The sequence below is a fragment of the Burkholderia sp. AU33423 genome, assembly GCF_002223135.1.
GTDB lineage: Bacteria > Pseudomonadota > Gammaproteobacteria > Burkholderiales > Burkholderiaceae > Burkholderia > Burkholderia lata_D.
Map to the genome: position 1 here is coordinate 1,119,648 of NZ_NKFH01000004.1, position 22,596 is coordinate 1,142,243.

General features: G+C 63.8%; 23 protein-coding genes and 2 tRNA genes. 20 read left to right on the plus strand and 5 right to left on the minus strand.

The window, feature by feature from the left end; all coding sequences use genetic code 11:
- Position 1 precedes the first annotated feature (1 nt).
- Positions 2-433 carry an acyl-CoA thioesterase gene (locus tag CFB50_RS07845; RefSeq protein WP_069247799.1) on the plus strand — a complete coding sequence of 144 codons (432 nt, stop codon included), beginning with the start codon at positions 2-4 and terminating at the stop codon, positions 431-433.
- A gap of 112 nt (positions 434-545) precedes the next feature.
- On the opposite strand, the gene CFB50_RS07850 is transcribed toward CFB50_RS07845, so the two are convergent.
- Positions 546-1,091: a LuxR C-terminal-related transcriptional regulator gene (locus tag CFB50_RS07850; RefSeq protein WP_069247800.1), complete on the minus strand. Its 546-nt coding sequence runs from the start codon at positions 1,089-1,091 to the stop codon at positions 546-548.
- Between the two features lie 223 nt (positions 1,092-1,314).
- Between CFB50_RS07850 and CFB50_RS07855 the strand changes: the two genes are divergently transcribed.
- The 14 genes from CFB50_RS07855 (at position 1,315) to CFB50_RS07925 (ending at position 14,786) form a co-directional block, all read left to right on the plus strand.
- A complete protein-coding gene (locus CFB50_RS07855; RefSeq protein WP_069247801.1) occupies positions 1,315-2,019 on the plus strand; it encodes a CoA transferase subunit A in 705 nt (234 codons plus the stop codon).
- 1 nt (position 2,020) lies between these two features.
- A complete protein-coding gene (locus CFB50_RS07860) occupies positions 2,021-2,662 on the plus strand; it encodes a CoA transferase subunit B (RefSeq protein WP_089439875.1) in 642 nt (213 codons plus the stop codon).
- 199 nt (positions 2,663-2,861) lie between these two features.
- Complete coding sequence (locus tag CFB50_RS07865) at positions 2,862-3,758, plus strand: alpha/beta fold hydrolase (RefSeq protein WP_089445470.1); 897 nt, start codon at positions 2,862-2,864, stop codon at positions 3,756-3,758.
- 80 nt (positions 3,759-3,838) lie between these two features.
- A complete protein-coding gene (locus CFB50_RS07870; protein WP_069247804.1) occupies positions 3,839-4,192 on the plus strand; it encodes a RidA family protein in 354 nt (117 codons plus the stop codon).
- A 44-nt stretch (positions 4,193-4,236) separates the two neighbouring features.
- The gene (locus CFB50_RS07875; RefSeq protein WP_089445471.1) at positions 4,237-6,471 is read left to right on the plus strand and encodes a RelA/SpoT family protein; all 2,235 of its coding nucleotides are present in this window, start codon (positions 4,237-4,239) and stop codon (positions 6,469-6,471) included.
- A gap of 87 nt (positions 6,472-6,558) precedes the next feature.
- A tRNA-Val gene (locus CFB50_RS07880) sits at positions 6,559-6,635 on the plus strand.
- 271 nt (positions 6,636-6,906) lie between these two features.
- Positions 6,907-8,814, plus strand: a complete 1,908-nt coding sequence (thrS, locus tag CFB50_RS07890; RefSeq protein ID WP_089445472.1) for a threonine--tRNA ligase — start codon at positions 6,907-6,909, stop codon at positions 8,812-8,814.
- Between the two features lie 49 nt (positions 8,815-8,863).
- The gene (infC, locus tag CFB50_RS07895) at positions 8,864-9,388 is read left to right on the plus strand and encodes a translation initiation factor IF-3 (protein WP_071734130.1); all 525 of its coding nucleotides are present in this window, start codon (positions 8,864-8,866) and stop codon (positions 9,386-9,388) included.
- A gap of 189 nt (positions 9,389-9,577) precedes the next feature.
- Positions 9,578-9,775, plus strand: coding sequence for a 50S ribosomal protein L35 (gene rpmI / locus CFB50_RS07900; RefSeq protein ID WP_004191477.1), 198 nt, complete (start codon positions 9,578-9,580; stop codon positions 9,773-9,775).
- A 29-nt stretch (positions 9,776-9,804) separates the two neighbouring features.
- Complete coding sequence (rplT, locus tag CFB50_RS07905) at positions 9,805-10,164, plus strand: 50S ribosomal protein L20 (RefSeq protein WP_004192938.1); 360 nt, start codon at positions 9,805-9,807, stop codon at positions 10,162-10,164.
- Positions 10,165-10,312: 148 nt separating this feature from the next.
- Positions 10,313-11,326 carry a phenylalanine--tRNA ligase subunit alpha gene (gene pheS, locus CFB50_RS07910; RefSeq protein ID WP_006486107.1) on the plus strand — a complete coding sequence of 338 codons (1,014 nt, stop codon included), beginning with the start codon at positions 10,313-10,315 and terminating at the stop codon, positions 11,324-11,326.
- Positions 11,327-11,422: 96 nt separating this feature from the next.
- Positions 11,423-13,852, plus strand: coding sequence for a phenylalanine--tRNA ligase subunit beta (pheT, locus tag CFB50_RS07915; RefSeq protein ID WP_089445473.1), 2,430 nt, complete (start codon positions 11,423-11,425; stop codon positions 13,850-13,852).
- A 72-nt stretch (positions 13,853-13,924) separates the two neighbouring features.
- Positions 13,925-14,311: an integration host factor subunit alpha gene (locus CFB50_RS07920; protein ID WP_006486093.1), complete on the plus strand. Its 387-nt coding sequence runs from the start codon at positions 13,925-13,927 to the stop codon at positions 14,309-14,311.
- 61 nt (positions 14,312-14,372) lie between these two features.
- A complete protein-coding gene (locus CFB50_RS07925; protein WP_089445474.1) occupies positions 14,373-14,786 on the plus strand; it encodes a MerR family transcriptional regulator in 414 nt (137 codons plus the stop codon).
- A gap of 97 nt (positions 14,787-14,883) precedes the next feature.
- Here the strand turns inward: CFB50_RS07925 and CFB50_RS07930 are convergent, their stop codons facing one another.
- Complete coding sequence (locus tag CFB50_RS07930; protein ID WP_089445475.1) at positions 14,884-17,094, minus strand: hypothetical protein; 2,211 nt, start codon at positions 17,092-17,094, stop codon at positions 14,884-14,886.
- A 345-nt stretch (positions 17,095-17,439) separates the two neighbouring features.
- Positions 17,440-18,318 (minus strand): tyrosine-protein phosphatase, encoded by an 879-nt coding sequence (locus CFB50_RS07935; RefSeq protein ID WP_089445476.1) that lies wholly within the window; start codon positions 18,316-18,318, stop codon positions 17,440-17,442.
- 332 nt (positions 18,319-18,650) lie between these two features.
- On the opposite strand from CFB50_RS07935, the gene CFB50_RS07940 reads away from it, so the two are divergent.
- The 5 genes from CFB50_RS07940 (at position 18,651) to CFB50_RS07955 (ending at position 21,771) form a co-directional block, all read left to right on the plus strand.
- Positions 18,651-19,364, plus strand: a complete 714-nt coding sequence (locus CFB50_RS07940) for a class I SAM-dependent methyltransferase (RefSeq protein WP_089445477.1) — start codon at positions 18,651-18,653, stop codon at positions 19,362-19,364.
- A gap of 159 nt (positions 19,365-19,523) precedes the next feature.
- Positions 19,524-19,600 (plus strand) — tRNA-Pro (locus CFB50_RS07945).
- Between the two features lie 141 nt (positions 19,601-19,741).
- Entirely contained in the window at positions 19,742-20,953 is a 1,212-nt protein-coding gene (gene bamC / locus CFB50_RS07950; RefSeq protein WP_046545486.1) for an outer membrane protein assembly factor BamC, read from the plus strand.
- A 207-nt stretch (positions 20,954-21,160) separates the two neighbouring features.
- Positions 21,161-21,301, plus strand: a complete 141-nt coding sequence (locus CFB50_RS39440; RefSeq protein WP_179254157.1) for a hypothetical protein — start codon at positions 21,161-21,163, stop codon at positions 21,299-21,301.
- 179 nt (positions 21,302-21,480) lie between these two features.
- A complete protein-coding gene (locus CFB50_RS07955; protein ID WP_089445478.1) occupies positions 21,481-21,771 on the plus strand; it encodes a putative quinol monooxygenase in 291 nt (96 codons plus the stop codon).
- Positions 21,772-21,811: 40 nt separating this feature from the next.
- Here the strand turns inward: CFB50_RS07955 and CFB50_RS07960 are convergent, their stop codons facing one another.
- Together CFB50_RS07960 and CFB50_RS07965 are read right to left on the minus strand one after the other, a co-directional pair.
- Positions 21,812-22,069, minus strand: coding sequence for a hypothetical protein (locus CFB50_RS07960; RefSeq protein WP_021162409.1), 258 nt, complete (start codon positions 22,067-22,069; stop codon positions 21,812-21,814).
- Positions 22,070-22,205: 136 nt separating this feature from the next.
- Positions 22,206-22,484, minus strand: a complete 279-nt coding sequence (locus CFB50_RS07965; RefSeq protein ID WP_069247812.1) for a hypothetical protein — start codon at positions 22,482-22,484, stop codon at positions 22,206-22,208.
- Positions 22,485-22,596 lie beyond the last annotated feature (112 nt).

Below are 22,596 nucleotides of genomic sequence, written 5' to 3' on the forward strand. Positions count from 1 at the left end.
AATGAGCGATTATTCCCCCGTTTTTGAGATGTCGATGCCGATCCGCTGGGGCGACATGGACGCGTTCGGCCATGTGAACAACACGGTCTATTTCCGCTACATGGAGCAGGCGCGGATCTCGTGGTTCGAGGAACTCGGCATTGCCGGCGGCAATGGCGAGGGGCAGGGGCCCGTCATCGTCACGGCGTCGATGGAATTTCTCAAGCAGCTGCACTATCCGGGCGACGTGATCGCGAAGATGTCGGCTGCGAAACCCGGCCGGAGCAGCTTCGACACGGGTTTCGAGCTGACGCGCGCCGACGATCCGCAGCATGTCTATGCGCGCGGCAATGCGCGCTGCGTGTGGGTCGACTACGCGCTCGGCAAGTCGGTGCCGCTGCCGCAGTTGCTGCGCGACACGATCGAGCGCGCGCTCGCGGCGAAGGTCGGCTGAGCGTCGAGTCGGCGAGTCCGGGCCGGCACAAGGTCGCCGGGGCGGCACGCCATATCCGTTGTTTACCGAATCGGCCGCCATGAGCGGCCGATTGTCATCCGGGCGCCGTCATTCACTGCCCGAGCAGGCGTTGCAGCAGCTCCGGCGTATTGTTGGTCCCGTACTTGCGCATCAGCCGTGCGCGATAGATGTCGACCGTGCGCGAACTGATGTCGAGCACGCGCCCGATCTGCTTGCTGGTCTTGCCGGTCGCGAGCTGCGCGGCGATCTCGCGCTCGCGCGGGGTCAGTTCGACGGCGACCCGGCGCGTCGCGCTCAAATCCTCGAAGGTCCACACGCCCGCCGCAAGGGGCGCGGTGCGGTCGATCGCGCGGCCGGTGACGTGGCACCAGAACAGCTCGCCGTCCGCCCGTTTCATGATTCTGTCATCCGAGTAGATGCCATTCGCGGCCATCACGCGCGCGATGCGTTCGCCGATGCGCTGGAATTCGTCCGTCGACGGGTAGAGCACCTCGTACGATTTCCCGATCAGGTCGGCGCGCACGCAGCGGAAGATCGACGCGAGCGCGTCGTTGCAGTCCTCGATCACGCGGTCGCGCGACAGGACGAGGCCGAGCGGCGCGAGGAGGAAGGCGGTCTGGTAATCGAGAGCGGGCATGGCGCAGGCAAGCGGAGGCAAACGCTTATGTATTTTTGCGTATTGTGCCGCATCCGCGCCGCATCGTACCCTTTCAGGCATCTCGTGGCGGTTTGCCGCGATATAAAAACAGCGCGCCTCGACGCAGGCATCGCCGTGCATGCATAGAATGATGCGGCGGGCTTGCGGGCCACGTGGGCGCGTGAACCGGTTTCGCTGGTTTCCATAGAGGAAGGGACAACTGATGAACAAAGTCTATCCAAGCGCGGCTGCCGCGCTGGAAGGGATCGTCCGCGACGGACAGACCTTCGCGGTGGGCGGCTTCGGCCTGTGCGGGATTCCGGAGGCACTGATCGCAGCGTTGCGCGATTCGGCCGTCAAGGGCATCACCTGCATCAGCAACAACGCGGGCGTCGACGGTTTCGGCCTCGGCCTGTTGCTGGAAACGCGCCAGATCAAGAAGATGATCTCGTCATACGTCGGCGAGAACAAGGAGTTCGAGCGCCAGTACCTGGCCGGCGAACTCGAGCTCGAATTCACGCCGCAAGGCACGCTCGCCGAGAAGCTGCGCGCGGGCGGTGCGGGCATCCCGGCGTTCTTCACGAACACGGGCTACGGCACCGTGATTGCGGAAGGCAAGGAAACGCGCCAGTTCGGCGATCGCCACTACGTGCTCGAGCCGTCGCTGACGGCCGATGTCGCGCTCGTGAAGGCCTGGAAGGCCGACAAGTCCGGCAACCTGATCTTTCGCCGCACCGCGCGCAACTTCAACCCGATGTGTGCGATGGCCGGCAAGATCACCGTCGCCGAGGTCGAGGAGATCGTCGAGAACGGCGCGCTCGATCCGGACCACATCCACACGCCGGGGATTTTCGTGCAGCGCATCGTGCTGAACGCGACGCCCGAAAAACGCATCGAACAACGCGTCGTACGCGCGAAAGGAGACTGACATGGCCTGGAATCGTGACCAGATGGCCGCGCGCGCGGCGAAGGAACTGCAGGACGGCTTCTACGTGAACCTCGGCATCGGCTTGCCGACGCTCGTCGCGAACCACGTGCCGGAAGGCGTCGAGGTGTGGCTGCAGTCGGAGAACGGGCTGCTCGGCATCGGCCCGTCGCCGACCGAAGACGAAGTCGACGCCGATCTCATCAACGCCGGCAAGCAGACCGTCACGACGCTGCCGGGTTCGTCGATCTTCTCGTCGGCCGATTCGTTCGCGATGATCCGCGGCGGCCACATCAACCTCGCAATCCTGGGCGCGATGCAGGTCAGCAAGCAGGGCGACCTCGCGAACTGGATGATCCCCGGCAAGATGATCAAGGGGATGGGCGGCGCGATGGATCTCGTCGCCGGCGTGAAGCGCGTCGTCGTGCTGATGGAGCATGTCGCGAAGGGCGACCAGCACAAGATCCTCGAGGAATGCAACCTGCCGTTGACGGGTGTCGGCGTGGTCGACCTGATCATCACCGATCTCGGTGTGATCGAAGTGACGCCGTCCGGCCTGAAGGTTCTTGAACTCGCCGACGGCGTGAGCGTCGACGAGATCCAGGCGAAGACGGGCGCGCCGCTCGACGTCAGCGCGGTCGCATAAGGTTCCGCGCGTCGGCGCGGCTTCGACGCCCCGCATGCCGGACGACGGCATGCGGGGCGTTTGTCATCGTGTCCTCCGTCAGGCCGATTGTCGGGTGCCCGGCGAGCGGACCCGTGCGGCTGAAGCGGTTTACAATCGTTTGCATCGGGCGTCGCAAGCGTTGCCCCGCGCGTCGCCCCCGTTCGACAGGATGCCAACGATGCCAACGACCCCAGCGAATTCCCAGGTTCCTCGCCAGCGGCGTGTGCAGTGCGCGAGTGCCGCCGGCCTTCACCACGTCGCCTACACCGAGTGGGGCGATCCCGCCAACCCGCGCGTGCTGGTCTGCGTGCATGGGCTGACCCGTTCAGGGCGCGATTTCGACCGGCTCGCCGCGGCGCTGTCCGATACGTATCGCGTCGTCTGCCCCGATGTCGTCGGGCGCGGCCAGTCGGACTGGCTGGCCGATCCGCGGCTCTATGCGATCCCGCAATACGTGTCCGACATGGTGACGCTGATCGCGCGGCTCGATGTCGAATCGGTCGACTGGTTCGGCACGTCGATGGGCGGGTTGATCGGCATGGCGTTCGCGGGGCTGCCGGGTTCGCCGCTGCGCCGGATGATCGTCAACGACGTCGGCCCGCGCATCGAGCCCGATTCGCTGACGCGCATCGGCGAATATCTCGGCGTGCAGCCGCGCTTTGCGACCCGGCAGGAAGGCATCGACTATCTGACATCGCTGTCGCTGCCGTTCGGGGCGCTGACCGCCGACGAGTGGCGCGAGATCAACGGGCCGCTGCTGCGCGAGCTGCCCGAAGGGGGCTGGACGATCCGCTACGATCCGCGCATCGCCGAACCGTTCAGGGCGACGACGCCCGAATTGGCGGCGCTCGGTGAGGCTGCGCTGTGGCACGCGATCGAGACGACGAACGCGTCGCTGCTCGTCGTGCGAGGCGAGGCGTCCGACTTGCTGTCGCGCGAGACGGTGGCCGACATGGAGCGTCGCGGCCGGCATGTGACGCATGCCGAGATCCCAGGGGCGGGCCACGCGCCGGCGTTCATCGACGCAAGCCAGATTGCCCTCGCGCGGCGGTTTTTCGTCGAAGGCGGCGCATAAACGCGTCATAATATGCGGTTCAGCGGCACGCGGGCCGTGCCGCCGCCCGAATCTCCATCCACTCACGACCGGAACATTCCATGGCAGTCATTCGTCACCACGTCGGGGCCCGTCTCTCCGAAACCGCGATCCACAACGGTACCGTGTATCTGGCCGGCCAGATCGCCGAAGACACCACACAGGACATCAGGGGCCAGACGCGCGAAGTGCTCGGCCACATCGATCGCCTGCTCGCCGAAGCGAACAGCGACAAGGCGCATCTGCTGTCGGTGCAGATCTACATCTCGGATCTGGCGAATTTCGAAGGCATGAATGCGGAGTGGGATGCATGGGTCGCGCACGGCAACACGCCGCCGCGCGCTACCGTCGAGGCGAAGCTCGCGGATCCCGCGCTGCTCGTCGAAATCGTGGTCGTCGCTGCGCAGCGGAGCTGAACTGAACGTAACCCGACGATGATCGCATTCCGCCAGACCGAGCAATGACCGAGTCCGTTTCCGCATCCCCCGTCGCGGCGCCGTCGTTCGACGACGTGCTCGCGTTCGTGCGCGAGCGGGCCGGCGACGTGCGCCTGTCGTCGGGCGAACTGCTTGCCGATCACTCGGCGGGCACGGCGTCGATCATGCGCACGCTGAACGTCGATCCGTCCGCGATGCAGGCGGCCGCACTATTCGTGCTGACGCCGCACCTGAGCGACCCCGAGCGTGAGCTCACCGAGCGTTTCGGCGACGAAGTGGCGCGGCTCGTGTCCGACGTGCGCAAACTGTTGCGGCTCGGTACCGTCAGCCTGCGCGCCGCGCAGAACGCGGGGTCCGACGCGGGGCGCGATGCGGCTGAAGAGCGGCGCACGCAGATCGAGGCGCTGCGCAAGATGCTGCTTGCGTTCGCGCAAGACATCCGCGTGGTCCTGATCCGGCTCGCGTCGCGCTTGCAGTCGCTGCGCTACTACGCGGCCGCGAAGATCGACCCGCCGCCCGACGTCGCGCGCGAGACGCTCGAGATCTATGCGCCGCTCGCGAACCGTCTCGGCATCTGGCAACTGAAGTGGGAGCTCGAGGATCTCGCGTTCCGCTTCGAGGATCCCGTCACTTACAAGCGGATCGCGAAGCTGCTCGACGAGAAGCGCATCGAGCGCGAAGCGTACGTCACGCGGGCGATCGACCGGTTGCAGCAGGAGCTGGCGGATGCGCACATCCAGGCCGACGTGAGCGGCCGGCCGAAGCATATCTACAGCATCTGGCGCAAGATGCGCGGCAAGGAACTCGACTTCTCCGAGCTGTACGACGTGCGCGCGTTCCGCGTGATCGTGCCGGACATCAAGGATTGCTACGCGGTGCTCGGCATCGTGCATCACCTGTGGCAGCCGGTGCCGAAGGAATTCGACGACTACATCTCGCGGCCGAAGCCGAACGGCTACAAGTCGCTGCACACGGTCGTGATCGGCGACGACGGCCGTGCGTTCGAAGTGCAGATCCGCACGCAGGAGATGCACCGTTTCGCCGAGTACGGCGTCGCCGCCCACTGGCGCTACAAGGAAGCCGGCGCGCGTGGCTACGGCGGCCAGTTCTCGGCAAGCGACAAGTACGACGAGAAGATTGCATGGCTGCGCCAGCTGCTCGCGTGGAAGGATGACGTCGAGGACGGCGCGGAAAAGTCGGGCGACAAGGCGTGGGCGCAATTGCGCGAGACGTCGCTCGACGACGATCACATCTACGTGCTGACGCCGCAGGCGCGCGTGATCGCGTTGCCGCAGGGCGCCACGCCGGTCGATTTCGCGTACCACCTGCACAGCGAGCTTGGCCATCGCTGCCGTGGCGCACGCGTCGACGGCGCGATGGTGCCGCTCAACACGCCGCTCGCAAACGGCCAGACGGTCGAGATCGTCGCGGTGAAGGAGGGCGGACCGTCGCGCGACTGGCTGAACCTGCAGCTCGGCTATATGAAGAGCCCGCGCGCCCGTCAGAAGGTGCGGGCGTGGTTCAACTCGATCGAGCAGGAAGAAAACGTCGCGCATGGCCGCGCGCTCGTCGAAAAGACGCTGCAACGCGAGGGCAAGACGTCGGTCAGCCTGGATAATCTCGCCGCGAAGCTCGGCTTCAAGTCGCCCGAGGAGCTGTTCTCGGTCGTCGGCAAGGAAGAGTTCAGCCTGCGCAATGTCGAGCACGCGCTGTCCGACGCGCCGCCGCCCGAACCGGCGCCCGAGGCGCCTGCCGATTTCGAAAAGCGCAGCAGCGGCGCCAGCGTGGCGCATGGCGCGTCGACCGGTGTGCTGGTCGTGGGCGTCGACGCGCTGCTGACCCAGCTGGCGCGCTGCTGCCGTCCGGCGCCGCCCGATCCGATCAGCGGTTTCGTCACGCGCGGCAAGGGGATGTCGATCCACCGCACCGATTGCCCGACATTCCGCCGGATGGTCGAGCGTGCGCCGGAACGCGTGCTGCAGACGACCTGGTCGGCCGACGTGCTCGGCGGGCGCGGTGCGTCCGTCTATCCGGTCGACCTGATGATCGAGGCGAGCGACCGGCAAGGGCTGCTGCGCGACATCTCCGAAGTGTTCGCGCGCGAGAAGATGAACGTCGTCGGCGTGAAGACGCAGAGCCGCCGCAATGCGGCATTCATGCAGTTCACGGTCGAGGTGTCGAACTCGGCGCAAGTGCAGCGCGCGTGCACGTTGCTTGGTGAGGTGCAGGGCGTCGTGCGGGCGGGGCGGAAGGCGTGATGTGGGGTTCGAACACCGTTATTTTGCTGCGGCCGCATAAAAATACTTGCCAAGCGGGTAACGGCTCCATATAATCTTAGCTTCACTAGGCTCGTAGCTCAGCTGGTTAGAGCACCACCTTGACATGGTGGGGGTCGTTGGTTCGAGTCCAATCGAGCCTACCAACGAATTGAGAATGCCCGGTCTCCGGGTGTTCGATGCAGTAAATAACTCAACGCGAACAAGGCGAATACGGTTATGACACCGCGAACGTTGACCGAAACCTTTTCGGAGCGACGCTAGTCGAGGAACCCTTTCGCCCTTTTAGTTTGAGTGAAGTATCGAATGCGGCCCCTCGAAAGCGGGGCCGCATTTTTTTTGTCGCGACATTTTCCCGCGTGATTTTTATATCGCGTACCTGGTCTGCCGCCCACTGTCGGCATCACGGAGATTGCTATGGTTTCGATACGCTTGCCTGACGGCTCAGTTCGACAATACGAGCATCCGGTGACAGTTGCCGAGGTTGCAGCCTCGATCGGTCCCGGCCTTGCGAAGGCTGCGCTTGGTGGCAAGCTCGATGGCGAGCTCGTCGATACGTCGGCCGTGATCGACCGCGACGCGTCGCTCGCGATCGTGACCGACAAGGATGCCGACGGCCTCGACATCATCCGTCACTCGACGGCGCACTTGCTCGCGTACGCGGTGAAGGAACTGTATCCGGACGCGCAGGTGACGATCGGCCCGGTGATCGACAACGGCTTCTATTACGACTTCTCGTACAACCGTCCGTTTACGCCCGAAGATCTGGAGAAGATCGAAAAGCGCATGCAGGAGCTCGTGAAGAAGGACGAGCCCGTGACGCGCCGTGTCGTGTCGCGTGACGAAGCGGCGGGCTACTTCCGCAGCATCGGCGAGAAGTACAAGGCCGAGATCATCGAATCGATTCCGCAAAGCGACGAAATCAAGCTGTATTCGCACGGCGGCTTTACCGATCTGTGCCGTGGCCCGCACGTGCCGTCCACCGGCAAGCTGAAGGTCTTCAAGCTGATGAAGGTCGCCGGCGCGTACTGGCGCGGCGATTCGAAGAACGAGCAGCTGCAGCGCATCTACGGCACGGCCTGGACGAAGAAGGAAGACCAGGACCAGTACCTGCACATGCTCGAGGAAGCGGAAAAGCGCGACCACCGCAAGCTCGGCAAGCAGCTCGACCTGTTCCACATGCAGGAAGAGTCGCCGGGCATGGTGTTCTGGCATCCGAAGGGCTGGGCGCTGTGGCAGCAGGTCGAGCAGTACATGCGCCGCCGCGTGAACGAAGCTGGCTACCTCGAGATCAAGACGCCGATGATCATGGACCGCTCGCTGTGGGAAGCGTCGGGCCACTGGCAGAACTACCGCGAGAATATGTTCACGACGGAGTCGGAGAAGCGCGACTACGCGATCAAGCCGATGAACTGCCCGGGCCATGTCCAGGTGTTCAAGCACGGCCTGCGCTCGTACCGCGACCTGCCGCTGCGTTACGCGGAATTCGGTTCGTGCCACCGCAACGAGGCGTCGGGCGCGCTGCACGGCCTGATGCGCGTGCGCGGCTTCGTGCAGGACGATGCGCACATTTTCTGTACGGAAGACCAGTTCATCTCGGAATCGATCGCGTTCAACACGCTGGCGATGAGCGTGTACAAGGACTTCGGTTTCGATCACATCGACATCAAGCTGTCGCTGCGCCCGGAGCAACGCGCGGGTACGGACGAGACCTGGGATCGCGCCGAGCAGGGCCTGCGCGACGCGCTGACGGCATGCGGCCTCACGTGGGAAGAGCTGCTGGGTGAAGGCGCGTTCTACGGTCCGAAGATCGAGTACCACATCAAGGATGCGCTTGGCCGTTCGTGGCAGTGCGGCACGCTGCAGCTCGACATGGTCCTGCCGGAGCGCCTCGGCGCCGAGTATGTCGCGGATGACAGCAGCCGTCGCCGTCCGGTGATGTTGCACCGTGCGATCGTCGGTTCGATGGAGCGTTTCCTCGGCATTTTGATCGAGCACCACGCTGGTGCGATGCCTGCCTGGCTCGCGCCGTTCCAGGCAGTTGTGCTCAATATCGCCGAAAGTCAGGCCGAATATGCGCAATCTCTGGCCCAATCGTTGCAAAAACAAGGGGTTAGAGTGACGGCCGATTTGCGCAATGAGAAGATTAGCTATAAAATACGCGAGCACACGCTGGAAAAGGTGCCTTATCTCCTCGTCGTGGGGGACAAGGAGCGTGATGCGCAAACGGTAGCCGTGCGTGCCCGTGGCGGCGTCGATCTTGGCGTGATGCCGGTCGAAGCCTTCGTTGAGCGTCTGCAGGAAGACCTGCGCTCGTTCAAGTAACCGCCCTGGCAGCGCGGCTCGTTTTTTTAATTTTTAGAGGAAACGTAACATCGCTACTGATAAGTCGTCGCACCGCATCAACGGTGAAATCACTGCGCCGGAAGTGCGCCTGGTCGGGATCGAGAACGAACCGCTCGGTATCGTAAAACTCGCTGATGCTTTCCGTAAATCGGAAGAACTGGATGTTGACCTGGTGGAAATCGCGCCGCAAGCGGTTCCCCCGGTTTGCCGTCTGATGGATTACGGCAAGTTCAAGTACCAGGAGTCGAAGAAGCAGCACGAAGCGAAGCTGAAGCAGAAGGTCATCCAGGTCAAGGAAGTCAAGTTCCGCCCGGGTACCGATGACGGTGACTACAACGTCAAGCTCCGCAATCTCGTGCGCTTCCTCGAAGAAGGCGACAAGACGAAGATCACGTTGCGTTTCCGCGGCCGCGAAATGGCTCACCAGGAAATCGGTATGCGGATGCTTGAGCGTCTGCGCACGGATCTCGAGGAAGTCGGCCAGGTCGAGCAGATGCCGAAGATGGAAGGGCGCCAGATGATCATGGTGCTCTCGCCGAAGAAAAAGAAGTAACGGGCCCGCGCGCGTCGCGCGCAGGTTCGCAGAGGTTCGGTGCGTTGCCCGGTCAGGGCGGCGCGCCAGCAATGACGGCGGCTGCGCAAGCGGTTCGCCGTACACAAGTGGACTGGGTTTCGAAGGGCGGGTCAAGGGCGCAAGCCAACCGCACACCCATCGCCATCTAATAAACTGGAGTTGTTCGTCATGCCTAAGATGAAGACCAAGAAGAGTGCTGCAAAGCGCTTCGTGGTGCGTCCGGGCGGTACCGTCAAGCGCGGTCAAGCCTTCAAGCGTCACATCCTGACCAAGAAAACCACGAAGAACAAGCGTCACCTGCGCGGCGCAACGGCAGTTCATGATTCCGATCTGAACTCCGTCCGCGCGATGCTGCCGTTCGCGTAACCCCTAACTGATACTCTAAGGAGAGAAACATGCCTCGAGTCAAACGTGGGGTAACCGCACGGGCCCGCCACAAGAAGATCATCAACCTGGCCAAGGGTTATCGCGGCCGCCGCAATAACGTCTACCGCATCGCCAAGCAGGCGGTGATGCGCGCTGGTCAGTACGCGTACCGCGATCGCCGCAACAAGAAGCGTGTGTTCCGCGCACTGTGGATCACGCGTATCAACGCGGCAGTTCGCCAGCACGACATGACCTACAGCGTGTTCATCAACGGCCTGAAGAAGGCGTCGATCGAACTCGACCGTAAGGTTCTGGCCGACATGGCGGTGTTCGACAAGGCTGCTTTTGCTGCGATCGTCAAGCAGGTGAAAGCCGCCGTTGCAGCCTAATTGCGAAATTAGCACTGCGTGGTTAGTTGCAGCGAGGTTCCGGTAGTCTCGGCCGCTGCAGCGAAAACGGGGCTCTTCCGAGCCCCTTTTTTGTTTGGTGGGCGATTTCGCTCGCCAAGACCGAATGACGTTGGAAATGATGGGATCTATGGATCTGGACCAGATTGTCGCCGACGCGCAGCAGTCCTTCGAACAGGCTGCCGACATCACCACGCTCGAAAACGAGAAAGCACGATTTCTCGGCAAATCGGGTGCGCTGACCGAGTTGCTGAAGGGCCTCGGCAAGCTCGATCCCGAAGCACGCAAGACCGAAGGCGCACGCATCAACGTCGCGAAGCAACAGGTTGAAGCCGCGCTGACCGCCCGTCGCCAGGCGCTGGCCGACGCGCTGCTGAATCAGCGCCTCACTGCCGAAGCGATCGACGTGACGTTGCCGGGCCGCGGCGCCGGTGCAGGCAGCCTGCACCCCGTGATGCGCACGTGGGAGCGTGTCGAACAGATTTTCGGCTCGATCGGCTTCGATGTGGCCGACGGCCCCGAAATCGAGACCGACTGGTACAACTTCACGTCGCTGAACAGCCCGGAGAACCATCCGGCGCGTTCGATGCAGGACACCTTCTACGTCGAAGGCAAGGATGCCGACGGCCGCCAGCTGCTGCTGCGCACGCACACGAGCCCGATGCAGGTGCGTTACGCGCGCATGAACCGTCCGCCGATCAAGGTGATCGCGCCGGGCCGCACGTATCGCGTCGACAGCGATGCGACCCACTCGCCGATGTTCAATCAGGTCGAGGGGCTGTGGATCGACGAAAACATCAGCTTCGCCGACCTCAAGGGCGTCTATACCGACTTCCTGAAAAAATTCTTCGAGCGCGACGACATCCTCGTGCGCTTCCGTCCGTCGTATTTCCCGTTCACGGAACCGTCGGCCGAGATCGACATGATGTTCGAGCAAGGCAAGAACGCCGGCAAGTGGCTCGAGATCTCCGGTTCGGGGCAGGTGCATCCGACCGTGATTCGCAACATGGGCCTCGATCCCGAGCGCTACATCGGCTTTGCGTTCGGCAGCGGCCTCGAACGCCTGACGATGCTGCGCTACGGCGTCCAGGATCTCCGGCTGTTCTTCGAGAACGACCTGCGTTTCCTGCGCCAGTTCGCGTAACGCCGCGCGCCGCGCCGACCTGTGCCCGTGCACGCCCCGACGGATGATCCGACGGGGCCCGGGCGTCGATCTAACCTGTTTCGAACGTAGACATCCATGCAATTCCCTGAATCCTGGTTGAGAACCTTTGTCGACCCGCAGCTGACGACCGACGAACTGTCGCACGCGCTGACGATGGCGGGGCTCGAAGTCGAATCGCTGAGCAAGGCTGCGCCGCCGACGTCGAAGATCGTCGTCGGCCGCGTGCTCGAAGTCGTCAAGCATCCGGATGCGGACAAGCTCAATGTCTGCCAGGTCGACGCCGGCACCGGCGCGACGCTGAATATCGTCTGCGGCGCACCGAACGTCGCGCCCGGCATCAAGGTACCGGTCGCGCTGGTCGGCGCGGAACTGCCGCCGGCAGAAGAGGGCGGCAAGCCGTTCGCGATCAAGCTGTCGAAGCTGCGCGGCGTGGAGAGCCAGGGGATGCTGTGCTCGGCGCGCGAGCTGAAGCTGTCCGAGGATCACAGCGGCCTGCTGGTGCTGCCGGAAGACACGCCGGTCGGCCAGGACATCCGCGAGACGCTGAACCTCGACGACACGATCTTCGAAATCAAGCTGACCCCGAACAAGGCCGACTGCCTGTCCGTGTTCGGCATTGCGCGCGAGACGGCTGCAATCACCGGCGCACCGCTGACGCCGGTCGACATCCGCCCGGTGCGCGTCGAGCTCGACGAAACGCTGCCGGTGCGCATTGCCGCGCCCGATCTGTGCGGTCGCTTCTCGGGTCGCGTGATCCGTGGTGTGAACGCGCATGCGAAGACCCCGCAGTGGATGGTCGAGCGCCTCGAGCGTTCCGGCCAGCGCAGCGTGTCGGCGCTCGTCGACATCTCGAACTACGTGATGTTCGAGCTCGGCCGTCCGTCGCACGTGTTCGATCTCGACAAGATCCACGGTGGCATCGAGGTGCGCTGGGGCAAGCGCGGCGAATCGCTGAAGCTGCTCAACGGCAACATGGTCGAACTCGACGAAACGGTCGGCGTGATTTCGGACGACCGTCAGGTCGAAAGCCTGGCCGGCATCATGGGCGGCGACAGCACGGCCGTCACGCTCGATACGACCAACATCTACCTGGAAGCCGCATTCTGGTGGCCGGACAGCATCCGCGGCCGTGCGCGCAAGTACAACTTCTCGACCGATGCGGCGCATCGCTTCGAGCGCGGCGTCGACTACGCGACGACCGTCGAGCACGTCGAGCGCATCACGCAACTGATTCTCGAGATCTGCGGCGGCAAGGCCGGCCCGGTCGACGATCAGTCCGTGAACCTGCCGCAGCGCGCGCCGGTGAAGATGCGCGTATCGCGTGCGAACCGCATCATCGGCGTGCAGATCGACGCCGACGAGATCGCCAGCATCTTCACGCGCCTCGGCCTGCCGTTCGAGCGTGAAGACGACGCATTCCTCGTCACGCCGCCGTCGCATCGCTTCGACATCGAGATCGAGGAAGACCTGATCGAGGAAGTGGCGCGCATCTTCGGCTTCGAAAAGATCCCGGCGCGTCCGCCGGTCGCGACGAGCGAAATGCGCGCGACCAACGAGACGCGGCGCTCGATCCACGACATCCGTCACGCGCTCGCCGCGCGCGATTACGCGGAAACCGTCAACTTCAGCTTCGTCGATGCGGAGTGGGAGCAGGATTTCGCGGGCAACGACCATCCGATCCGCCTGCTGAACCCGATCGCGAGCCAGCTGTCGGTGATGCGCACGACGCTGTTCGGCAGCCTGATTTCCGTGCTGCGCCACAACCTGAACCGCCGCGCGGATCGCGTGCGCGTGTTCGAGGCTGGCCGCGTGTTCCTCACCGATACGGCGGCGAAGGCCGGTGAGCTGACGGTCGAGGGCTACGTGCAGCCGAAGCGCGTCGGTGCGCTTGCCTATGGTCCGGCACTCGACGAGCAATGGGGCACGGCGACCCGCCCGGTTGATTTCTTCGACGTGAAGGGGGATCTCGAGGTACTGCTCGCGCCCGCGACCGCACGCTTCGTGAAGGCAGAGCATCCGGCCCTCCATCCGGGCCGCAGCGCGCGCATCGAAGTCGATGGTCGTGCGGTCGGCTGGATCGGCGAACTGCACCCGCGCCTGATGCAGAAGTACGAACTGCCGCACGCGCCGGTGATGTTCGAGGTCGACGCGGACGCACTGATTGCGCGTGCGTTGCCCGCGCCGACCGACGTATCGAAATTCCCGCCGGTTCGTCGCGATATCGCCGTTGTCGTCGATCAGGCGGTCGAGGTTCAGGCACTTTTCGACGAAATGAAGAAGGCGCTTGCCGAAGAGGCCTGCCGATTCGTTCAGAAGGTTGTACTCTTTGACGAATTTCGTGCAAAATCAAATACTTCCGGTGGTCTTGCCGCGCACGAGAAGAGCCTTGCCTTCCGCGTGACGCTGCAGGACGCGGCTGGCACGCTACAGGACGAGGTCGTCGATCAGGCGATCCAGACGCTGGTCGAGCGGATGGCTCGTGCCGGTGCGCGTCTGCGCGGCTAAGGGGGAGGTCCGTCCGCTTGCGGGCGGCCTTTTCCGATCGTAAGTTTTGATTTAACGCGCTGTATGGCAGATATGAACGACATGACCTCGAGTGAATTCGAAGCCCTCCTGACGGCGCAACGCAGCGCCATGAACCGCGACGCTTCGGCGCCGGCGTCCACCGAGACGCCCACGCTGACGAAGGCGGAACTGGCGGAGCTGCTGTTCGACAGCGTCGGGCTGAACAAGCGTGAAGCGAAGGACATGGTCGAGGCGTTTTTCGAGGTGATCCGTGACGCGCTCGAAAACGGCGAGAGCGTCAAGCTGTCGGGGTTCGGCAATTTCCAGTTGCGCGACAAGCCGCAGCGTCCGGGCCGCAATCCGAAGACGGGCGAGGCGATTCCGATCGCGGCCCGCCGGGTGGTAACCTTCCACGCGAGCCAGAAGCTGAAGGCGCTGGTCGAAAACGGCGCGGAGTAAGCCCCGCGCGCTGACGTCTCCGCGCGGCCGCCGCGCACCCTTTACCGACGGTTAACCGACGATGACCACTACGGTTGAGAAAGTCGTCTTGCCTCCGATTCCCGCGAAGCGCTACTTCACGATCGGTGAAGTCAGCGAACTGTGTGGGGTCAAGCCGCATGTGCTGCGTTATTGGGAACAGGAATTCACTCAACTGCGGCCGGTGAAGCGGCGTGGCAATCGTCGGTATTACCAGCACCATGAAGTGCTGCTGATCCGGCGGATTCGCGAGTTGCTGTACGAGCAGGGATTCACGATCAACGGCGCGCGCAACCGGCTCGATTCGCCGGCCGGCGAGCGGGCCGCGGCGGCACCCGTCGAGCCGGAGGCGCCGGCCACCGATGCACGCACACCGGGCAAGCCGGGCGCGACCGTCGACGTCATTGCATTGCGGCAGGCGCTGCTCGACGTGCTCGACGGACTGAAGCACGACTGAGTAACCGTCTTCCGAGTCAAGCGCGAAGCGAAGGATGAAATGAAAAGCCCGGTTGGCCGCGTGCCACCGGGCTTTTTTCATGCGTGCCATGTGCGTTTCAGCGTGACGCGAGCGGGTTCTTCTGCCCCATGTCGACGACCAGCGTGCCGTCCGGCAGCATCCGCACCGAGCCTTGCGCGACCTGGCTGCGGTAGCCGTACAGGTCGAAACGCATCGGGCCGGCCTCGGCCGAATTCCGGATCAGCGCGCGCACGTTCAGTTCGAGCACGTTGAACATCTTCATGTCGCCGCCTTCCATCCACATGTAGCTCGGTGCATCGATCTGCGGCCGTTGCGGCGCGGGCGCGCCTGCCATGCGCCTGAACGTGAGGCGCAGCCCGTCGCGTTCGACCGTTGCCTGTCCGAGCTTGCCGTTCAGCACGGGGGGCGGGAACACGGTGTACTGGTCGAGCACGAGCGTGTCGCCACGCAGTTCCGCGCCGCGACGCTGCAACGGCGTCAGCGAAGCGAGCTCGATGCCGAGCGAACGCAGCAGCTTCGCCTGCGGGATGCCGAGCACCGACACCTGGGATGGCTTGAACGCGAGATGCCGGTCATCGAGCACGGACAGCGTGCCGTTCATGTCGGTCGGCAGCCAGACGCCCGGTACGTGGTTCCACAGCTTGATGCCGCCCTGGACGCGCAGGTTCGTGCCGTCCGCGCTCAGTTGCAGGTCGTTGAGCGAGCGCGGCGAGTAGTCGAGCAGATAGTTGTTGAAGAGCGCGGACATCGCCTTCCACGACTCGACGACGGTGCCGCCAAGAATGCGGATGTCGTACTGGTTCGGATCGTCGAGATCGACGGGTTCGCCGGGCCGCTTCGAGACGAGTTCCACGTCGAGGTCCTCGACGTGAAAGCCGATATCCCCGGACAGGTTGAAGTCGACGTTGCGAAGATGGATCGTCGGGTTGCGGTTCGACACGTGCCGTTCGTTGAACGGCGTGGTCGACGTGCGCCGCATGGCGACCTTCTGCATGCCGGGGTGAGCGGTGTTCGCCGCGAGTGCGTAGGCTTCCCAGTGCTGGCGTATGTCGCGCAGCGCATTCTGTTGCGCGGCGAGGAAGCTGTCGTTCAGGCGCGCGGTCGCGCTGCCGAGCAGCGCGCCGCTGGCCGGGCCCGCATACGACGGCATCCGGATCGCCATCGCGCCGCTTTCGTCGAAATTGAAGTAGCCGGCCGATACCTGGTCGCGATAGTGATAGAGATCGAACACGAAAATCTGGTCGCGCTTCGTGGAATCGACCGGACCGATCAGGATGTCCGCGTTCATCGGCATCGAGCGCATGAACTTCACGTCGCCGCCGCGAATGTACATCGCTTGCTGCGGTGCGTTCGCGGGCATCGCGAAGCCGGCATGCGTGCCGTCGTCGAGCTTCAGGTCGAGCCCGGCCGGCGTCACGCGCAGCGCGGTGATCGTGAGCTTCAGGCGAGGCGGCGGCATCAGCTTGTCGACCGACATCACGAGATCGTCGCCGGCGAGTTGCGCGATCGGCGTCTGGACTTTCAGCAGGTCGGCCATCTTCACGTTGGCCGCGCGCATCACCGGCTGCGCGTTGATGCCCGATACGCGCACGCCTGTCGGATGGAACACGAGCTGGCTACCGTCACGGATCGCGAGGGTACCGGTCAGCGAGAACGGCACCCAGCCGTCGCGCTGCATCTCGCCTTGCAGATGGATCACGCCGTCGCCGGCCGACACGGCGAGCTTGCGCAGCGGCGCGTTGCGGTAGCCGAAGATGTACGTGTTGAAGAGGGCGGTGAGCTTCGCGTCGTCGAGCGTGACCGTGCCTTCATGCACGTCGATCTGGAAACTGGTCGGATCGTCGAACACGATCGGCGCGCCGGCTTGCGTCGGTACCAGCGTGGCCGACAACTGATGGATGAAGAAGCCGAGGTTGTTGACGATGCGGAAATCGACGTCGCGCAGGAACGTCATCGCGCCGTTCTGGCCCGAGTCGCGCAGCGTGAACGGGCGCGGTTGCGTGAGGCTGATCGATGCGAGCGACGGCATGGTGCGTGCGACCTGCTGCTCGCGGGCGAGGCGTTCGGCCTTGGTGCGTTCGATCTTCGTCGACGCGACCGACGTGTTGCCGTCACGCTGCGCGGATGATTCCGCGCAACCGGCGCACAGCAGCGCGAGCGTCAGCACGCCGCAGCCGAACACGCGGAATGTCCCGGGCGAGATGGGGCGGGCCGCACGTGGCGGGCCGGAAATCCAATCGAAAATTGCCAAAGGCGAGCGATGGCCGCGCCGGACCGCATTCCGCATCGTCTGTCTCCATGTCTTGTCGTGATCGACGGCGGCGCGCGCCACTGCACGGCGCGAGCGTCGATGCCGTGCAGTGTGGCATAGCGCGCTAGAGCGGCGTTACCAAACAACGGGCGCCGGGGCGCGGCGGTCCGGCGGGCTGCGGGACAATGGATTCGCGGTGGTTGGGCGGCGGGCTCAAACGGTCGTTTGGTTTGCGCGGCCCGTCGTCGGCGAATGCTTCTGCGACCTGGAAAATCCGTCGCAGCCTTCGCCAATGCGGGTTTCGCCGGATGCGACGGGCAGCGGCCGCGGCGGTCGAAGCGGGGATGCGATCCGGCCCCGTCGCAGCACCCCGCGGGTCGGTCAGACCAGCATGTGCTGCCGGATTGCGTTCAGCGTCGCCTGGTCGAGTTGCAGCCCGTTCGCGATATACGACGTCATCGAGCCGTACGACGCGGTGACCTGGTCGAATGCCGCCTGCAGATAGTCGGTGTGCGCGCCTTGCAGCGCGGTCATCATGTCCGCTGCATTTTGCCCGCCGGCTTTTTGTGCCTGGGCGACTGAAGCGGCGATTTCCGACGCGCTATAGATGTTCGTCAACAGATAGTCGGCGAGTATCGTCTGCTCGGACGCGCCGAGGATCGTGTGCAGGATCGCGGTTGCCCAGCCCGTGCGATCCTTGCCGGCCGTGCAGTGGAACACCAGGTTTGCGCCTGAGCCAGAGAAGCCGGTGAAGAGCGCGTGATAGCCGGCATGCGCAGCGTCCGACGTGACGAACGCGCGGTACATGCTCGACATGAATGCCGTCGCCGTGGCGCCGGTGGTCGGGATCGGATCGATGCTGGCAGCCCCGAGCACGTTGAGGTTTTGCCAGGTGGCGCCGGCCAGCGGCACATCCGGTTGCGTCTTGATCTCGGCGGGCGTGCGCAGGTCGCAGACCTGCCTGATGCCGAGCGTGCCGACGGTGGCGATGTCCGCGGCCGACAACGCGAGCGCGGATGAACGATAGATCACGCCTTTTTTCATCCTGGCGCCGCTCGTTGTCACGTAGCCGGTTCCGTCCGGCCCGGCCGTGTCGCGAAAATTCGATGCGGAACTCAGCCGCGGTGTCGTGACCGGCGCGACCGAAATCGAGTCGCCTCCGCATGCCGACAGAAGTGATGCGCTTCCCAGCGCCATGCCTATCGTGCCGGCGCCCAGCCGGAGAAAATGTCGACGGGTAATTTCGTTTTTCTGATGCATTCAATGCCCTGTGTCGAAGACGGTTACAAGAGATCGCGACTGCGGGGGTGACCGAAGTCGCCCCTGTCTCACGCGACGCGGCAAAGCCGGGGCGGGCCGGATCGATCGGCATGCAGTCGGACGGTCCGCCCGTGCGCATCGATCTCGCGCCGGGTAACCGCACGGTAGCGATTTGCGGCGAACCGGCCATCGTCCTTTTCGATTAGGTCGGAATGCGGGTTGCCGGTGTCGGCTGCGCGTTGTCGACAGGTAGGATCGGCGGCGGCAGCGAGGTAAGATCGGCATCAGTGGCTGTATCGACCAAAGCACAGTAGCCATCACGGGGAAACGTCATGGATCTCAAGGAAGTCGACGTACTGGGTGCGGGCGTGGGCGATCACTGGTACTACGCGTCGAAGGCGAGTGCGATCCGTCGGTTCCTGGGGGTGCCAGGCGCGAACCGGATACTCGATGTCGGTGCAGGCTCGGGCTTTTTTTCGAAGCACTTGCTGGAGCGTACGCAGGCGACGGAGGCGTGGTGTGTCGATACGAGCTATGCCGACGATACCGACGGCGAGGCGTCCGGCAAGCCCATCCACTTTCGGCGATCCGTTGACCGATTCGACGCCGATCTCGTGTTGCTGATGGACGTGCTCGAGCATGTCGACGACGATGTCGGTCTGCTCACGCAGTACGTCAGGGGCGCGCCTTCGGGCAGCCGCTTCCTGATCACGGTTCCCGCGTTCCAGTTCCTCTGGAGCGGTCATGACGATTTTCTCGAGCACAAGCGCCGATATACGCTCGGCAGTCTCGAGGACGTGGTGCGTCGCTCGGGGCTCGACGTCGAGCACGGCGCCTATTATTTCGGTCTCACGTTTCCGCTTGCGGCAGCGTTGCGGCTCGGCGAGCGGGTGCGACGGCAGCCGAGCGAGCCGGCGTCGCAATTGCGTCGTCACCATCCGTTCGTCAACGGCCTGCTCAAGTCGATCTGCCGGATCGAGTTGCCGATCTTCCGCTTCAACCGCGTCGCCGGGCTGACAGTCATCTGTGTTGCGCGCAAGCGGTGAATGCGATGCGGGGCCGTGTGGCCGGCGCGCGAATCGTCCATGCCACGCGCGTCGTTGCTCGCATCGGCGCCTTCACGCCAAAAAATTTCACAAGAATATTCACAAAATGCATGCGACCCGTTCTAAATCGGAAAACTGTCTGTTATAATTTTTTTCTTTCGGGGCGTAGCGCAGCCTGGTAGCGTACCTGCATGGGGTGCAGGTGGTCGGAGGTTCAAATCCTCTCGCCCCGACCAGATAAAGAACCCGCGTCAGCTCAGGCTGACGCGGGTTTTTTCTTGCCGGTCGCTTTTTTGCACATCGCGGCGCGGCCCCGGTAAAATGCAAGGTTGATCCACGGAAAGCGCCGTGATTTAGCGGAAGAGGATTCCCCGAACATGACTGATCTTCGTCTTACCATGCGGTTCGCTGCAGTGCTCGCCACCGGCGCGCTCGTCGCCGGTTGCGGTACGTCGTCGCCCACGAAAGTGGACTACAAGAGCGATTCGAAATCGAAGGAAGCGTCGCTCGCAGTGCCGCCCAACATGCTCGACGAGACGGCCGATCAGCGTTCGCTGCCGCCCCAGGGCGGCGCGACTTCCCTGTCCGCGCTTCAGCAGGTCCAGCAGGCCGCGCCTGCGCTGGACACCGTTGCTCCGGCCGTCGCCGGCATGCATATCCAGCGCGACGGCACCGAGAGCTGGCTCGTGATCGACGGCAAGCAGCCCGCCGACGTCTGGCCGCAGGTTCGCCGCTTCTGGCAGGAACAGGGCTTCCTGCTCGTCGTCGACCAGCGCGACAAGGGCGTGATGGAAACCGACTGGAACGAAACCCATCCGCAGATCAACGACGGCCTGATCCGCAGCGTGATCTCGAAGGCGATGGGCAACTCGTACGTGACGGCCGAGCGCAACAAGTACCGTACGCGTCTCGATTCGGCACCGAATGGCGGCACCTACGTGTTCATCAGCCAGAAGGGGATGCGCGAAGCGATCACGGGCTCGAACAACGATTCGAGCAAGTGGGAAGCGAAGCCGAATGATCCGGCGCTCGAGACCGAATACCTGAAGCGATTGATGGCCGTGCTCGCACAGAACGAGCAGCGCGCGAAGAACGGCGAGCCGCCAATCGCGAACATCAAGGACAACACGGTACCGGTGGCCAAGGACAAGAAGGCCGACGACGCATCGTCGAAGGCTGCTGCAGCGATTGCCGCGCAAAACGTCTCCCGCACGTCGGCGCAAGGCAACGATGCGGCCGATGCTGCCGTCCCGTCGGAAGTCACGCTCGGCGAGCCGTACGACCGGTCGTGGCTGCACGTCGGTCTGGCGCTCGATCGTGCGAACTTCACCGTCGACGATCGTGATCGCACGAAGGGCCTGTATTTCGTGCGCTATGTCGATCCGAAGGATCTGACCTCGGCCGAGCAGGGCTTCTGGAGCCAGTTGTTCCACGGCAAGAAGGAAAAGCAGGCGAAGCAATACCGTGTCAACGTGAAGGCGCTCACGGCCGACCAGACGCGCGTCGCGATCGTCGACGATTCGGGTGCGATCGACACGTCGTCACCGGCTCGCCAGATCATGGGGCTGCTTGTGAATCAGCTTCGCTGATCTCGACGTTTCTTCGTATCAATGGAAAGCCCGCCACATGGCGGGCTTTTTTCATGGCCGCTCGCCGGCATGCGCATGTGCTGGACGGTCGGTCCCTCCTCGTGACGTTACGTAACATCCGTGCGTTACGGCGGCAAAACACCTGCCGCATCGTCGGCGTCCAAAAATTTGTCCTTATGAATCAATGGGATGATTGGTTCATGTCAGTTGGCACGCAACCTGCTTTATATGTTGGAATTGTTGAAACAGGGAGGATGGCGTCAGATACCGGGCGTGCGCCGCGAGCGCCTGATCAACGGTATCGACGTCTTCGAATGTCGCCGCGGCAAGCGTCGGCGCAACGAATGACGATCCGCGCCAGTGTGCGGATCTCGATGGCCCCGTCGCCTATCCTCGTAGGGCGACGGTTTCGCCCGCGCTTCTCTGAAGCGCGGGCTATTTTTTGGGGCCGTCGTGCGATACCGTGCTGGCGCAGCCGATGCACGATTCGCGTATTCTCGGGCTTTTCCAGATGAAGGGGAGCGGGAATGGCGGAAATTGCAGTCGTGGCGCTGGTCGTGGCGAAGCCGGGCGCCGAGGAGGAGTTGCGTGCTCAGCTCGAAGGGATCGTCGAGCCGACCCGCAACGAAGCAGGAGGGTTGCAGTACGACCTGCATCGGGACCTGAAGGAGCCGGCGCGATTCGTATTCGTCGAGCGCTGGGAAAGCGAGGAGGCACTGGCTGCTCATGCGCGTTCCGCGCACATTCTCGCTTATCGGGAAGCGGCCGCGGACTGGATCGAGCGTTCCGAAATCCGCGTGCTGTCGAAGCTCGTCTGAGCCGGGCGGGGCGACCGGACGTGTCCGGTCGCGGGGTGCGTCAGTGCGACGTGTTGGGTACGTCGAGGATCAGGATGATCGTCCAGTCGGCGTCGCCGTCGTGATGGTACTGGCGCTCGGCGACGATGAACGGTTGCTGCTTGCCTTGCGGGCCGAGGAAAAGCACGTCGCCCTCCATCGGCAGGCATTCGATCGGCGGCAGCGCGAGGAACGCGTCAGCCGAGCCGCGGGGCATCAGTTGCTTGATCTGGCGAGTGGCGGCTTCGGTCCACTCGATGTCGAGTTGAATGTTGCTCATGCTGTCCTCCGCACCGGGGTGCGCACGGGTGGAAAATTTCGGTGCGCGACTTTAGCACAGCGCACGGGCACCGCAACCAAAAAAGCCGAACCCGGTTGCCCGGATTCGGCTTTTCGCTTGTGCGGTGCCGTCGAACTTACTGGCTGGCAGCGTCTGCGGCCTTGGCAGCCTTCTTGCCGGCCTTCTTCGCAGCAGCCTTGTGGTGAGCAGCCTTCTTGCCGTGGTGATGCTCTTCCTGCATCGCCGGCTGTGCGGCTTCAGTCGCTTGCTGCTGCTGCAGCGCCTGTGCGCGTTGCTCGATCTCGGAGATCTTGGCCGGATCGGTAATCGTCTTGATTTCCGTGCTCTCTTGCGCATACGCTGCGCCAGTCAGCGCCGACATCGCTACCAGGATAGCCAGGGACGTCTTCTTCATTGCTTTACCTCCGCTAAGTGGTGATGAACCCGAGTGTTGCCGTTTTGTCTGGCGACTGCAATCGAGTGCGTGTCGAGTGTAACAAAAGTGACGGATCAATGTGCACCGGATC